The organism is Grimontia sp. AD028 (assembly GCF_000973155.1).
In the GTDB taxonomy this organism is placed as follows: Bacteria; Pseudomonadota; Gammaproteobacteria; order Enterobacterales; family Vibrionaceae; genus Enterovibrio; species Enterovibrio indicus.
Map to the genome: position 1 here is coordinate 42,185 of NZ_LASY01000018.1, position 14,983 is coordinate 57,167.

General features: G+C 47.4%; 13 protein-coding genes, 1 tRNA gene and 1 riboswitch. Of the genes, 6 read left to right on the forward strand and 8 right to left on the reverse strand.

From position 1 onward, the window contains the following. Positions 1–342: 342 nt before the first annotated feature. Complete coding sequence (locus tag RN22_RS04665; RefSeq protein WP_046303299.1) at positions 343–1,497, reverse strand: amidase family protein; 1,155 nt, start codon at positions 1,495–1,497, stop codon at positions 343–345. 62 nt (positions 1,498–1,559) lie between these two features. Next, positions 1,560–2,696, reverse strand: coding sequence for a hypothetical protein (locus tag RN22_RS04670; RefSeq protein WP_046303300.1), 1,137 nt, complete (start codon positions 2,694–2,696; stop codon positions 1,560–1,562). A gap of 386 nt (positions 2,697–3,082) precedes the next feature. Next, positions 3,083–3,195: riboswitch (glycine riboswitch) on the forward strand. Between the two features lie 70 nt (positions 3,196–3,265). Between RN22_RS04670 and RN22_RS04675 the strand changes: the two genes are divergently transcribed. Next, a complete protein-coding gene (locus tag RN22_RS04675; RefSeq protein WP_046303301.1) occupies positions 3,266–4,654 on the forward strand; it encodes a sodium:alanine symporter family protein in 1,389 nt (462 codons plus the stop codon). A gap of 61 nt (positions 4,655–4,715) precedes the next feature. Here RN22_RS04675 and RN22_RS04680 read toward each other — a convergent pair whose 3' ends face one another. The 3 genes from RN22_RS04680 to RN22_RS04690 form a co-directional block, all read right to left on the reverse strand. After that, positions 4,716–5,396 carry an HAD family hydrolase gene (locus RN22_RS04680; protein ID WP_046303302.1) on the reverse strand — a complete coding sequence of 227 codons (681 nt, stop codon included), beginning with the start codon at positions 5,394–5,396 and terminating at the stop codon, positions 4,716–4,718. 275 nt (positions 5,397–5,671) lie between these two features. Then, positions 5,672–5,929, reverse strand: coding sequence for a DUF6482 family protein (locus RN22_RS04685; protein ID WP_002540574.1), 258 nt, complete (start codon positions 5,927–5,929; stop codon positions 5,672–5,674). Positions 5,930–6,047: 118 nt separating this feature from the next. Further along, positions 6,048–6,121 (reverse strand) — tRNA-Cys (locus RN22_RS04690). Positions 6,122–6,468: 347 nt separating this feature from the next. On the opposite strand from RN22_RS04690, the gene RN22_RS04695 reads away from it, so the two are divergent. The 4 genes from RN22_RS04695 (at position 6,469) to RN22_RS04710 (ending at position 10,820) form a co-directional block, all read left to right on the forward strand. Beyond that, positions 6,469–8,625 carry an adenosylcobalamin-dependent ribonucleoside-diphosphate reductase gene (locus tag RN22_RS04695; RefSeq protein ID WP_046303303.1) on the forward strand — a complete coding sequence of 719 codons (2,157 nt, stop codon included), beginning with the start codon at positions 6,469–6,471 and terminating at the stop codon, positions 8,623–8,625. Between the two features lie 64 nt (positions 8,626–8,689). Further along, a complete protein-coding gene (locus RN22_RS04700) occupies positions 8,690–9,388 on the forward strand; it encodes a hypothetical protein (protein ID WP_002540572.1) in 699 nt (232 codons plus the stop codon). A 192-nt stretch (positions 9,389–9,580) separates the two neighbouring features. Next, positions 9,581–10,171: an FMN-dependent NADH-azoreductase gene (locus RN22_RS04705; protein WP_046303304.1), complete on the forward strand. Its 591-nt coding sequence runs from the start codon at positions 9,581–9,583 to the stop codon at positions 10,169–10,171. 172 nt (positions 10,172–10,343) lie between these two features. Continuing rightward, the gene (locus RN22_RS04710; protein WP_046303305.1) at positions 10,344–10,820 is read left to right on the forward strand and encodes a hypothetical protein; all 477 of its coding nucleotides are present in this window, start codon (positions 10,344–10,346) and stop codon (positions 10,818–10,820) included. A gap of 108 nt (positions 10,821–10,928) precedes the next feature. Here RN22_RS04710 and RN22_RS04715 read toward each other — a convergent pair whose 3' ends face one another. Both RN22_RS04715 and RN22_RS04720 read right to left on the reverse strand, forming a co-directional pair. Continuing rightward, positions 10,929–12,284 (reverse strand): MipA/OmpV family protein, encoded by a 1,356-nt coding sequence (locus tag RN22_RS04715; RefSeq protein ID WP_052737493.1) that lies wholly within the window; start codon positions 12,282–12,284, stop codon positions 10,929–10,931. Between the two features lie 160 nt (positions 12,285–12,444). Continuing rightward, positions 12,445–13,080, reverse strand: coding sequence for a 2OG-Fe dioxygenase family protein (locus RN22_RS04720; protein ID WP_046303307.1), 636 nt, complete (start codon positions 13,078–13,080; stop codon positions 12,445–12,447). Between the two features lie 322 nt (positions 13,081–13,402). Between RN22_RS04720 and RN22_RS04725 the strand changes: the two genes are divergently transcribed. Then, on the forward strand, positions 13,403–14,161 hold the full coding sequence (locus RN22_RS04725; RefSeq protein WP_046303308.1) for a hypothetical protein: 759 nt from the start codon (positions 13,403–13,405) through the stop codon (positions 14,159–14,161). 30 nt (positions 14,162–14,191) lie between these two features. Here RN22_RS04725 and RN22_RS04730 read toward each other — a convergent pair whose 3' ends face one another. Further along, the gene (locus RN22_RS04730; RefSeq protein WP_046303309.1) at positions 14,192–14,962 is read right to left on the reverse strand and encodes a class II glutamine amidotransferase; all 771 of its coding nucleotides are present in this window, start codon (positions 14,960–14,962) and stop codon (positions 14,192–14,194) included. Between the last annotated feature and the right edge of the window lie 21 nt (positions 14,963–14,983).

A 14,983-nucleotide genomic window follows, 5' to 3' on the forward strand; every position in this document is an offset into this window, starting at 1 on the left:
TTTGCCGCCCAACTAATTCACCTAGTTATCCACAGATTCTGTTGATAGGTTCACCATGGGCTAATGGCTATTTTTCCCTTTAATATAAGTGACTTACCAGTAATTTGAAGAAAAAATAAATTTTTCTTGACCTGATGTCTAAAGGAGAGGTCGAAAGGAGTGGTCGGAGTTCGGTAAAAATAGTTCGTTAGATGACGAATAAACCATTTGCACATCACCGTGTTACATGTCGGTCAAAACAGTGAGACAAAATGAGACTGGCTGTTGACAACTCAATCCAAAACGAAAGTGTCACAGAAAAAATGTGGCAGAAATCAAAGAGGTTTAAACGCAGGAAGTCGTTTATTGATACCAACGAGCGGCAGCTTCAAACACCAGTCTATCTTCGCCAGGATGAGCAAGAAGAGACACACCCATCGGCGTACCATCCACCATCAAAAGAGGCAACGTCAGCTGGGCCAAACCAGCCACTTCAGCAATAGCATATAAGCGGCGTTGGTTAATAAGGAATGTTTCGTCCATAAACATTTCAGTGGGTGCCTGACCAGGAGATGTAGGAATCATCAGTACCTCTCCCGAGCCAAAGAAACCCTGCAGACTGTCACTGAAAAATTCACGCTTTTTCTTGGTCTCGACGAAGTCTTTAAAGCTTTTACCGCGAATTTGCTTTAAGTGTTCTTCCGTCTCTTCCGAGAACTTAGGTTTATGCACATCCAGCCACTGGCCATACTGCAAATCCACTTCCCTGCCCAGAATCACAGAGTGGATATTGTGTGCCTGTGTCAGCGTTAACTTGCTGAGATTTGGCATGTCATTTCGGAAGATTTTCGATTTGGATAACTTTTCTTCCCACTCTAGCAGCGCTTCGATAGAAAGTAGCTCATGGAATAAAGAAGACGCGTTAACAATGTTCTTGAGCCGGCCCGCCCTAGGCGGTTTCGTCCAACACTTCTCGGCAACCTGTTCCAGCGTGGGAAGATGCCTTGTCATAAAACCCACTGCATCGAATGACGGTGAAAACGGAGTGATCCCACGAAGGTCAACCATACCTTGCGACGGACGATAGCCATACAAGCCACAATAGGAAGCCGGAATCAACACTCCGCCACAACAGTCATTACCGATACCAATCGTCGCTTTACCTTTGGCTACAGCGATAGCAGCGCCTGATGATGAACCACCTAATCGGGCTTCCGGAGAGACGGGATTTTTAAGGTTTGCAAGGAAAGGGTTAAGACCGCTAATACTGGTGCCAAAATCATCAACTTGCGCTTTGCCAATCAATCGACAACCTGAGTGCATCAGGGTTGAAACCACGTGCGCGTCGTTTTTTGCCGGCTCGTGCCCATCAGCCCATGCAGGAATCCCAATACCCGTCACCATGTCTTGTATGCCCACATTGTCGCTGACAACAAGGCGCTGACGGGCTAACACACCAGAGGGAAAATCCTGCCGCTCTGGTTTGTACACATTTATGAGAAAGTTGTCCTCGGCCATATCGATTAATTATTTCCTCTAGTTATTCATAAGGTTATAGCTAAAAGTCAAACTCTGCGTAATTAAGAGCGACATTTTTCCAACAAGGCGCTGCGACTGTCCCGGAATGCCTCACTGGTAAAGAGCTCGTCGTTTATCTGAAGCTTTCTGCTTTGCAGCCAGCTCTCCGCTGATGACCCTTGTCCATATGGAATCTTATATACGTGGAAATGCTGATTTTGGTGCAAATAGATCAGGTTCGCTGCCACTCGCAACGGTTTAAATGGCTCATTGAGGTAAAGCCTGAACTCACCGCTACAGTCATTCACTATGTAAGAGCCGTTGTCACTGCGAATAGCAATATACGGCCGTTCTGTCTCGGTGTATGACGCCAGCGACCAAACCCCAGTCTTATTTGTCAGTTGAAGAAATGGCTTGCGCAACGCCTCTGACATCACGGGTGTGGTTTCTTCTGTGGCAGGCTCATTATCAGCCGCAATAGGGCTCTTTGATTTGGCATGCACGACTGTGACCTTGGGTGGAATCACTTCTGGCTCTTCACTATCAAACCACGCGGTCATTGCCGACCAGTTCACCATTGTTGCCCCGAGAAACAACACTGCGACCAGTGAAGACATCGCCATCGCAGGCAACCAAAACTTTTGTGCCCATTGAACAGCTCCCGGCATTTTCACGCCGGCATTACGCTCAAGTTCAGTTTCCAGCATTTCGTTTTCTGACAAGGCGCGACGAAGCTCACCAGCCAGCTTGCCCTGCTCTACAATGGCTGCATCTTTCTGGCTTTGAAGGCGATTTCGCTCTTCTTTGAGCAGCACCATTTCCCCTTCAAGTTGAGCGATCTTGCGGGAGTAATCAGTACTGTTCGATGTATTGCTGCTTCCTTTTCGCGCTTGATTAAGCTGCACCTTGAGTAACTGGTTCAACGCAGACAACTCGTCTCGTTCTTTTTTAACCGCTGACAGCTCTCGCTCTAACGCCGCGGTATTACCGCCGGTTGCAAAAGAGGCCGCTGGAATCGCAAGAGGATGCTCCCCTTTGCCTTTGACAATGTTGTCGTAGGAATGGCGAACGAGGTGCATCAACGCCTTGGAACCACCTTTATCTGGGTGCACGCGAACAGACAGCAACTTGTAGCGCTGTTTCACAGTAGATTCAGTATCACCCGATTTGGTACCAAGGATTTCGTTAAACGTGGTCATTGACAGATTTAATTACAGTTCAGATGAAGTTATATCGGCCTCTCAGGGACTTTCTTGAGCCAGATTCTGTCTCAAAATTAAGATAGACCAATGCTCACATCCCCGACCGGACAATTGTTCAAGGTTTGTTCGACATCTCCTTTTTTCACCCAGCCAAAGAAACGTTTCATTAACACACATTTATCTTTTTAGGCGATTCTGGCCAATTCTTTACCAAACAGCCCATTTTCAATTGCATTCATATTTTTGTGATCTATGATGCTAACGAAAATTTGAAGACCCGGTGAACGCTGCTGGAGAGAGATGGCATTGGCCATCCGCCGAAGAAGTAAATCTTTCAGGCACTCATTAACACTGACTTTGGTGTTTGAGTAAGGACAGTAGCGGGAGGGAACTCTGGAGAGAGGTAAGCCAGACTTACCCGCCGAAGGAGCAAGCTCGCCCAACTTAATTGATGGATTCGAGTGAAACTCTCAGGCAAAAGGACAGAGGAGATAACCGCATTAATCTGCGTTCTTTTTGCTATTTTTCTGCGGCTACTCTCCTCCTTTTAATCTAAAGGGGGATAAATGAACCATTCGCTTTACGACTTTTTGCAAATCATCGATAACCTCGTCTGGGGTCCACCACTTCTGCTGCTACTTGTTGGCACAGGTATCTATTTCACTTTCCGTCTTGGCGCGATCCAGTTTTCTAAATTGCCTTTAGCGCTATCTTACGTGTTCAAAAAAGAAGAAGGCGTCACTGGTAAAGGTGATGTTTCAAGCTTCGCTGCGCTTTGTACTGCCCTTTCTGCCACGATTGGAACCGGTAATATTGTTGGTGTTGCTACCGCCTTGAAACTGGGTGGCCCGGGTGCATTGTTCTGGATGTGGATGGCTGCACTTTTCGGCATGGCAACCAAATATGCTGAGTGTCTACTTGCGGTGAAATACCGTGAAAAAGATACCCAAGGCAACATGTTGGGTGGACCCATGCTTTACCTGGAGAAAGGTGCGGGCAAAAAATGGCTCGCGCGCCTGTTTGCTTTCTTTACCATTGGCGTTGCTTGCTTTGGTATTGGCACTTTCCCGCAGGTGAATGCGATCGTGGATGCCAGCCATATCGCGTTCAATATTCCACATGAAATCACCGCGATTGTGCTGACCGTGCTGGTTGCCGCGGTGACTATTGGTGGTATCAAATCCATTGCAGGCCTCGCGAGCAAGATCATTCCGACAATGACAGTGGTTTACGTCACCGCTTGTGTCGGCATTCTGGTGAACAATGCAGGTGCTATTCCTTCTGCGATTAGCTTAATTGTGGAGTCTGCGGTTACCGGTCAGGCTGCGACAGGTGGTTTCGTAGGTGCCTCTATCATGATTGCCATTCAGGCAGGTGTCGCCCGTGGTGTGTTTTCAAACGAATCAGGCTTGGGAAGTGCGCCAATGGCAGCCGCTTCTGCACAAACCAACTCTTGTGTCCGTCAGGGTTTGATCTCTATGGTCGGCACCTTTCTGGATACCATCGTCATCTGTTCAATGACAGGTTTGGCACTGGTGCTAACCGGTGTTTGGTCGATGGATATTGAAGGCGCACGCATGACCACAGAGGCGTTCTCACTTGGCCTGAACGAAGGTTTTGGTCCTATGATTGTTGCTATTGGCCTGATGTTCTTTGCCTTCACCACGATTCTTGGTTGGAACTATTACGGCGAACGCTGTGTGGTGTACTTGTTTGGTCAACGTGCGGTGCTGACGTATAAGATTGTTTTCGTAGCGCTGATTTTGTCTGGTGCGTTTATCAAGCTGGATATGATTTGGCTGATTGCCGACATCGTGAATGGGCTGATGGCGGTACCAAATCTGATTGGCTTGATCCTGCTCCGCCATGTTGTTGCGGAAGAAACTAAAACCTACTTTGAAGCGTTAAAAAATGTGGTTAGCTCATCGTCTGATTCCAAAGCCGCTAATGCCTGATTAGTGATTCGATAGAACGAAAAACAGCGCCAATTGGCGCTGTTTTTGTTTTTCCTGATTCCTACGCGGTTTTGGCATTTAGCATATCACTAAGACCCAATTTGCCGAAGATCGCATCATAATGAACGAAGTTCGGAATTCGGGTGTGATGTTGAACTTTCGTGCCTACGGCGACAAATTCATAGCCCAGAGTGCTGGTTGCCATTTTGTCCCATTCCCCATCACCGAAGTAAACGCGGCGAGAGAATACGGCACCCGTGTCTTGCTTAGCACGGAAAGCGGCCAGCGCCATAATTTCACTCCGTGTCATTGCATCGGAACAAGACGCAAAGCTCACGCCGGTGATATCAAAACCCGCCGCCCTCAGCTTCATCTTGGCAGATTCTTGCCAACCACCCGTTGCGATAGCCAATACCACATTTGGGTGTGACTTCATGTCATTCACAAACTCGATCGCGCCTGGTGTGGCAACAAGGTCATTTTTGTTTGAAGAAATATATTCTCTCAGTTTTTGCAGGAACAGCGCTTTCACTTCGCGAAGGATGCGCATTCTGTCTTGACGCATACCCTGTTGTTCAATCAGTTCTTCCAAAATGCCGACGTCGGTCACGTTGGTAAACGCGCCCCAATCATCGGTTAGCTCAATTCCTACCACTTCCTCTACAGCAGAGCGAAAACAATCGGAATCGAAGTCGTAGCTGTCGATCAACGTCCCATCGACATCCAACATAAACAGGTTCATTAACGCCAGTCCTCAAATCTAGGATACAGAAACAACCCTCAAGGCTGATTTGAAATTGCGCGTGGCGACCACCATTTTCCGCGCAAGCCGAACATTGTATTTACAAATGCAACGTCTGGGCAACAATCTTTACTGATAATTACAGATAGTAGACGCACATCAAGATTGGCGCATACGCTAGAAAAGAAATGTGACAAGGTGATGGCTACTAACAATTTGTAACCATCACTTTCAAAGATTGTGTGATGTGGGGCGATGCTGAAGTTTAACCAGACCTAAAGCGAAATCACGTGACTACTGGTTTCACTGGCTTCTTCACCAATCATTTCGTCGTAGGGATTGTCCATCACCAATGTCGCTGATGTAAAACCCTGCTGTGTCAGCGCTTCTTTTGCTGTATTTAGGCATTCGAAGAACATCAAATCCCCGTCCTTGCTCCGCTGATAAGTTACAGTGCCGCGACCTGCGCTGGTACCAATGAGGTATTTGCTGGTATCTCCGCAGCTAACAATGATGGCTTCTGCATTCGACATCGGTCTTCCCTCTTGTTGTGATTTAAGAGAGTTACGCGCGGTAAAGTCACAGCGATCAGAAAGTAGCGTTTTTGGAAAAGCAGGAAGTGGGAACACGGAAAGTCGAAGGGAGAGAAAATGGAGGCGCGTCCCGGAGTCGAACCGAGGTCCACGGATTTGCAATCCGCTGCATAGCCACTCTGCCAACGCGCCTTTAAGTATCAGAGAGTGTCTCTGGCTACGGGACGGAATTATAGAGAGGCTCACGCTCAACGCAACGGTTTTTTTCACCTTTCCAACTGAGTGTTTCTGATTTGATCACTTCGAGCAAAAATGCGCCTTTGCAAGCACAACACCTCTCACATTGAGAGGCTTTAGATGCACAACACACTATCCTGTAAGGAGAAGTGAAATTTCTGCCGAAAAGAGTGTTTGTCAAGACTTGAAGATCACAGGATATAGTGGTTTGATCTGCGCCCTTGTCGATCAGGGGCACAATATAGTGTTTCTGGCCAAGCTTCGCTCAACAAGACGGCATTACTTTCGAGGTGCAATTCATAATGGCTAAAACCAAGTCAGCTTCTGATATCGAATCCACTGGCGTACTCGCTATTCCTTACCAAGATACGTCGATGGAAATTTGGGACAGCAAATACCGCCTGAAAAGCAAACACGGTGACGCAATCGACGCGACACTGGATGACACTTTCAAGCGTGTTGCTCGCGCACTTGCCGATCTCGAAGAAAAATCAGTACGCGAAAAATGGTACAACGAATTTCTGTGGGCACTTCGTCACGGTGCTATCCCAGCAGGCCGTATTACGTCTAACGCCGGCGCTTTCGAGCACAAACCTGCGACCTCAACCATCAACTGTACTGTAAGTGGCACCATTGAAGACTCAATGGACGACATCCTGGGTAAAGTGCACGAAGCTGGCCTGACCCTGAAAGCGGGCTGTGGTATCGGCTATGACTTCTCTACCCTGCGTCCACGCGGTGCGTTTGTCTCAGGCGCAGGTGCATACACCTCTGGCCCACTGTCGTTCATGGATATCTACGACAAAATGTGCTTCACCGTTTCTTCAGCAGGTGGTCGTCGCGGTGCGCAAATGGGCACCATGGATATCCGCCATCCAGACGTGATGGAGTTCATCCGTGCGAAGCGTGAAGATGGCCGTCTGCGTCAGTTCAACCTGTCTCTGTTGATCACTGAAGAGTTTATCGAAGCCGTTAAGAACGATGGCGAATGGCAACTGATCTTCCCTGTGACCGCGAAAGAAGCGCGTCAAGACGGCACCGATCTGCAGAACGATGAAAGCATCGTATGGGCAGACTGGCCGAGCAAAGATGGTCTGGTTGAAGATGATAAAGGCCGCGTAGCGTGCAAAATCTACCGCACCATGCCTGCGCGTAACCTGTGGAACGTGATCATGTCGTCGACTTACGATTACGCAGAGCCAGGCTTTATCCTGATCGACAAAGTTAACCAAATGAACAACAACTGGTTCTGCGAAGACATTCGTGCAACCAACCCATGTGGCGAACAGCCGCTGCCTCCTTACGGCGCGTGTCTGCTAGGTTCAGTAAACCTGACCAAGTTCGTTCGTGACCCGTTCACCGAAAATGCCTACTTCGACTGGGACATGTACCGTAAGGTTGTGGCTATCTTCACCCGTATGCTAGACAACGTGGTTGAGATAAACCAACTGCCGCTTGAAAAACAACGTGAAGAAATCGAAACCAAACGCCGCCACGGTATGGGCTTCCTAGGCCTGGGTTCTACCCTGACGATGCTTCGCCACAAATACGGCAGTGCAGCATCTATCGCTTTCACTGAGCAAGTTTCTCAGGAAATGGCGATCACCGGTTGGGAACAAGCGATCGAGCTTGCTGCAGAGAAAGGCGCAGCACCAGTGATGGACAAAGAATTCGACGTTACCCCTAAAATGATGCGTCTGCGCCCTGAAATGGCGAAAGACGGCATCAAAGTGGGCGACAAAGTGAAAGGTAAAATCCTGCACGCGAAATACAGCCGTTATATGCAGCAAATTGGCGAAGTGCGTCCAGACCTGATTGAGAAACTGGCGGCTAACGGTGGTCGTTTCACCCACCACAGCTCTATCGCACCAACGGGTACCATCTCTCTGTCACTGGCAAACAACGCAAGTAATGGTATCGAACCAAGCTTTGCTCACCACTACACCCGTAACGTGATCAAGCCAGGTAAGAAATCAAAAGAAAGCGTCGATGTGTTCAGCTTTGAGCTGTTGGCATACCGCGAACTGATCAACCAGAAAGCAATGCCATACAGCACGAAAGAAGACGAGCAACTGCCTGAGTACTTCATCACTGCCGATGACATTACACCAAGCCAGCACGTTGAAGTTCAGGCTGCTGCACAGCGCTGGATTGACTCGTCAATCTCGAAGACAGCAAACGTACCGACTGACTTCCCGTTTGAAAGCTTTAAAGACATTTACATGGATGCGTATGACAAGGGTCTGAAAGGTTGTACCACCTTCCGCTTCAACCCAGAAGTGTTCCAGGGTGTTCTGGTGAAAGAAGAAGATCTGGAAAACACCACTTACGTATTCACGCTGGAAGATGGCACCACCTTTGAAGCCAAAGGCAACGAGAAGATCGAGTATGACGGTGAAGAACACACCGCAGCTAACCTCTACGACGCCCTGAAAGAAGGCTACTACGGTAAGTTCTAACCGCAGACAGACAAATAAAGGGGTGGCGATTTCGCTGCCCTTTGTGAGAAAGAAGTAATTCGTTATGACACGTAAAATCGAAAGCAAAATTGTTGCGTACAAAGTAAAAAGCAAAGACGCCGTTCAGGAAGCGCCTGTTGCTCCTGTTGTTGAAGTACCAACATTTGAAACCATGCATGAAGAAATGCCACGCCCAGAAAAACTGCTGGGTTCGACGTATAAACTGAAGACGCCAGAGCACGTTTCTGAGCATTCTCTGTTTATTACCATCAACGATGTTGTGTTGAACGAAGGTACTGACCACGAAGTGCGTCGTCCTTTTGAAATCTTCATTAACAGCAAGAGCCTTGAGCACTACCAGTGGATCGTGGCGCTGACTCGCATCATTTCTGCGGTATTCCGCAAAGGTGGCGACGTCACTTTCCTGGTGGAAGAACTGCGTTCCGTATTCGACCCTAAAGGCGGTTACTGGAACAAAGGTAAATATGTACCTTCTCTGATTGCCGAAATCGGCAATGTGATTGAACAGCACCTGATGGAAATCGGCATGCTGAAAAACCCAGAGATGGACGAACACCAGAAGGCATTTCTGGAAGCCAAACGTGCTGAGAACGCTGCAAAAGCAGAAGTGAAAGAGGAAGAGCCGGTAAACACGGGCTTTCCACCGAGCGCTACCCTATGCTACAAGTGCCACAACAAAGCCGTTATCGTGAAAGACGGTTGTCAGACATGCTTGAACTGTGGCGACTCTAAGTGCGGTTAATGTACTGAATCCTATGAAAGAAAAGGCTTCCTGATGGAAGCCTTTTTGCTATCTGAGATACCTTCCCTCATCTTATTCAATTAATTCGAACAACCGATACGAATTTTTCCGCTATTTTGCGAATAAACAACCATCTATAGTTTGTTCTAACAACACAAGACACGTGACCAAAATACTTAAACGGAGCAAATTATGGCTAGCGTACTGGTTTTAAAATCAAGCATTCTCGGCGAATACTCTTCTTCAACCAAATTGATTGACCAGTTGGTTTCACAATTTGGTGAAGACACTTTCGTGATTGAACGTGACCTGGCAGCTCACCCCATTCCAGTATTGGACGGCGAACTGATGATGGGGTTGCGTGGCGCAGAAAACCCAACCAAACGCCAACAGGAAGCGCTGGCTCAATCAGACCAACTGATTGAAGAAATTAAGGCAAGTGACACGCTGGTTATCGCGGCACCCATGTACAACTTCAACATTCCAACTCAGTTGAAAAACTGGATTGATTTTATCGCCCGCGCTGGCGTCACTTTTTCTTACACCGAGAATGGTCCAAAAGGCCTGCTTACCGGAAAGAAAGCCATTGTCGTCACGACTCGCGGCGGTATGCATAAAGACATGCCGACCGAGCACATCACCGGTTATATGACAACCGTACTGGGTTTTGTTGGTATCACCGAAGTGCAATTTGTTTATGCCGAAGCGCTGGCAATGGGTGAAGAACCTGCACAGGCATCCATGGAGCAAGCAGCCAAAAGTCTTCAGGCGCTTGTTTCGTAAAGAGCAATTTCCTTCATGCTATTGCTAACTTAAATTTCCTTTTTCATTTCGGGTGTCTATGTAGACACCCTTTTTTTGTTGGATCTTTCTCTCAGCATCGCCTTTTCGGCATTTTCATTTGGTGAATAATCCGTTCTTATGTGGCCTTTGATTTGCCCTGCTGGAGCCTTAAGTGATTAAAGCAAATCCATTTTTAGGAAATGACGAAGACCGCGCTGAAATTTGGGACATGTTAGTCGCAAAAGATATCCGCGCTTACACCCAAGCGGATTGGTCCATGGTAGAAAATGATTTCCTCGAGGACGAATTCTTTGCCGTCAACGCGGGTTTCGACAATGACCCAGGTAAATGGAATCTCGCCTTCTCACGCTTTGAAAACTACCGCGACTCCTGGCTGGAAGCCGCTCGCGCAAGTTTAGATACTGAATATGCTGAGCCTTTGGAAGACGCCGTTCACAAGCTGACAACGCTGGAACAGATTGAAGTAAAAGATGGCAAGGCGATTGCGAGAAAACAGTTTGATGGCACGATTCAAGTCGTCGGCAAAGAGCCTGAAGTACTGAATTGGCAAACGCTCTACTATCTGAAGAAAACACCTGCGGGTTGGAAAATTGTCGGCTTCACCGGCTACCTACCTTACACAAAATAACACCAACGAATTAGAGCGTCGGGAAGTTGAAAGTATCGTATCCTTTCTCTCCCAAATATCCCGGCGCTCGCCTTATCTTCTCTATAGAAACTTCCTGTCCAAAAGCCCCTAGAACTCGATCTGCAAGTAAATCGTGTTGTAGTTACTCCCGCCTTTGATACGGCCAAACTGACTCGCTTTTTCAAAGATTGCTGAGCGGTGGTGAATCGAATACCCCAACCAGGCGCGGTTCCATTCTGACTTCCCAAACAGATCCCCAAGATTCACATCAAGAGACAGATCGATGAAGTTGAGCAAGTTGCTTGGCTCATACCCTTTTTCATCCATTTCCGTCTGTTCGATATACGTGATGTTATTCACGTAAGAAAGGCCTTCTGCCACACCGAGTCGCCACTTGGTTGGCCAATCGACCGTGTAAAAGGCTTTAATGGCCATCACAATTTCTGCTGAAGAAGCCTGAACCTCTGAGTTCCAGTGCCAAACAATACCCGGTGTCAAGTACAAGTCCATCGGGATACCAAACAACTCGTCACTCAGTGGGTGACCATAGAAAACGGAAGTCAGTTGGTTGTTAAACGGGTCTTTTTCAGTGTCACCGGCGAGGATATCGCCAATATTAGAGGGGGTGGCCCAGCCATGCGCTAAACGCCAATATGGACGGGTCGAAATTTCACGCTCGCTGTGGCGGCGGTTATCATTAAAGAAACCGAAGCCCGCATAAACTTCACCGTGCCAGTCATTGCTGACAGTCGGCGCATTGCGAACATTCTCGTCGAAGTAGGTCGCATAGGCTGCGCCAACCAAATAAAGATTGGAATAGACGTGATAACGCCCTTTCACGCCCGCCTTGAAATCCATCCCTGCGCCCAGTTTCACGCCATCATTTCTGTATTCAGAAAGACCGTAATAGAAACTGTTAAAGTCAGCATCTTTGTATCGCGCGGAAACTGTCGCATTCAAATCGTAACTTTCGCCTTCGAGTTTTTTACCCAAGGTCGCTATACCGTGAAAACGGCTACTTTTATCTGAAAGTAGGTCTAAATCCGCATACCAGCCATCACCCAATTGACGTTTCAACTGGAAACCAAAATCCCCGGTGTCACCACCAATGTCATTTTGTACTGCTGTAGGAAGGTCGATAAAACGCATACGAAGAATGGTATTCAACCGCCACTCATCTTCTTCCCATAGCCTCAAGCCTCCTTCAATACCATCAATAAAGAATGCTTCATCTTCATAGAACATCATCGGTACAAAGCTGGAGACGATATCACTACCGCTGTCTGCATAAGGAATACCCGCAGAGCGAATTGTTGCCGCTAAACCCCAGTTCTCACTCCGCTTTAAGCGCAGTGTCTCTAAAGTCTCTGACTTTTCAATGGGTTCGGGTTCGCTGTTCGCGTGTGATACCCCAGTAAAACAAAGGGACGCTGCAGCAAGCATTAAGGGAAACTGATATTTCATTCATCTTTTATATATTGACTCGAGTGACGTAAGTGTAACGTATTCAAAGAAAAGTGTTTCGGATTAATGCATGAAATCAGTGAGTTAAGAACGTATGAAAAAGGACTGGCGGCCAATTTGGCCACCAGTGTCTATGGTTTTAGCGCTTTACTTTTTGGTGTTAATGCTCTCTTGCTGTCAAAACAAAGAGATCCAGATGACCATGCTCTGATGGATTGAGCGGTCTGATGGGATTGGCGTTATGCCAAACCGCATGATCATCGAGTAGAGCAACATCACCATTGTTCATTGCCAGCGAGAAGAACGGCTGTTCACTTCTGTCTTTGTAAACCAGAATTTCACCACCTTGTACGTTTTGTCTGTCTATTGCGGCAATCGCGATATGGTCAAAGCCATCTTGGTGAATCCCTTCCGGGGAGACGGGAGTGATGTCGTTCAGTGTAACAACGCGCATCTGGTGGATTTCGATGTCCTGTTCGTCTTCAAGCTCGTTGTTGTCTTTAAACAAGCGGCAGAGTTCAAACAATCCTTCAGAGTGAAGTACCGCTGGCGTCAGTTCTTCAAAGTCACGGACAACACCGCCTTGATGCTGGTTGATAGCCTGCGACTGCACAAAAGTGTGGTGTTCCATTTGTCGAAGCGCACCGTCATGACAATGCACAATCGAATAGCGTCTTAACCGATATTGACCGTCTGCATAAGGGGTAGTTGGCAGATCATCAAACATGGGTACAAGTTCTTTCACAGCCTGGTCGCTGATATGACAAAGCTGCATAAGGTAATCTGGATGGTACATGTTACGTCCTCCATATTGTTCCTCAATCGGGCACTCTGGATAAGAGTTCACCGACCACAGTTATCACATAAAGTTAACGACACTGCATCATTTTTGACAATCTTTTATAGATTATAAAATCACCTTAAACACCAAATACGCTCATATAATTGGCATATCTTAAAATAGAAAGGATTTTATTTTGCATTATTTGATCTGTACCAAATTGGTCAAACACACTTTGAGAACTCGAGCGCGAACCTGAATCTTCCATTCAGCTAACATTCATACTCCATGGATACAATAGATTTGTGGATGCCCAAGGAAACCAAGAGGTAAGTAAATGGGAAGAATGATTAAGGCGCTGATTATCGTACCGATTCTGGTAATTCGTGTTCCAGCTTATGCCAATCAACCAGACATAAAGTCCCTCCCTGAACACCCTAGCCCTACTTATGAGCAAATTGAACCTCAACAAGCATTGTCTGATTTGCTCGCGATTCCTTCATTCAGAGCTAACCAGGTCAATCAACCCGTTAGCGACTTGGATACTCTCTATAAGCTCGCCCCTGACGCACAACAAGAGTTGGAAACACTTGCAACAGGCATTGCCGATTCTGTAAACGCAAAAGTGCTGAGTGCTGGCGTGAAGGGGCAAGATCGCGCTGCTGTAAAAGTGGATAAAGAGCTTAATGGTGATGTGTCTAAGCTAACTGATATCGTGCGAATCACCATTGAATCTGACTCGATTGATTCTCTGAATCAGGCGTACGAAAAGCTCGCGGCCCAAACCCAGACACTTGAAGTGATTAACCGATTTCAGGCTCCTCGCCCTTCTGGCTATCGCGATCTGAAAGTGCTGGTGACACTGCCAGAAAGTCAATTGGTGGCAGAAGTACAACTGCACCTTAATGCCATCTCTAAAATCAAGAATGGCCCTGAGCACGGTATCTACGAGCAAATTCAGCGCATTGAGCGGGATGCAGCACATCGCGAAATGACGGAGTTTGAAGTCACCAAAATCGCTCAACTCCGCCAACAATCCCGAAAAATGTACCAAATGGCCTGGGCGCAATATCAGCCATACAGCATGGCGGTATAACCCAGCAAAATTGTAGGGCGGTTCTCCGCCCTATCTCATCTCGAATTGCGTAATCTCTACCTGCTCGCCTTCGAGCGCAATGAAGCTCTGTGCAGGCACACTCTTCCACCCTTCTCTGTCAGTATCATATGGCTCTGACGCCAGTACCACGCCACTGTCTAGATGCTTGTAGAACAACGTCGGAGGTACACCATGAGTGGCATATCTTAATCCCCAAAATTGTTTACCGTTACTGACGCAAATCGATGCTTTAAAAGGATCCTCTACCTCTTTGGCGCGCATTTCAGCTTCCACCCTAGTGATGACTTTTTTAAGCGCTTCTTTAGGTGACAACTCCATGTTGTACTGCAACAGAAGAAGGAAGATAAGCTCACTGTCTGTGGAGCCTTTTCGCTTCAGATAGTATGACTCTTCCAGATGCCGCTCAAGGCTGTAACGTGTCTGTTCAAATTCAGGGATTTGCCCGTTATGCATGAACAGCCAATTATCGACATTGAATGGATGACAGTTTTCTCGGGAAGTATTTGTGCCGGTTGACGCACGAACGTGCGCCATAAAACGGTGAGATCGTGTGTGTTCAGCAAGTGATTTTAGGTTGGCATCAGACCAAGCAGGCAAGACTTCACGATAAAGCGCTGGCGTTGGTTTTTCGCCATACCACGCGATACCAAAGCCGTCAGCGTTGACCGCCGTTACGGCCTTGTTTGCATCCATACTTTGCGACACCAGCGAATGATTTGGCTGATGAAGCATTTCATCCAAAAAACACGGCTTTCCTTGATACGCTAACCACCTACACACAGCAACCTCCTATCACTTCAG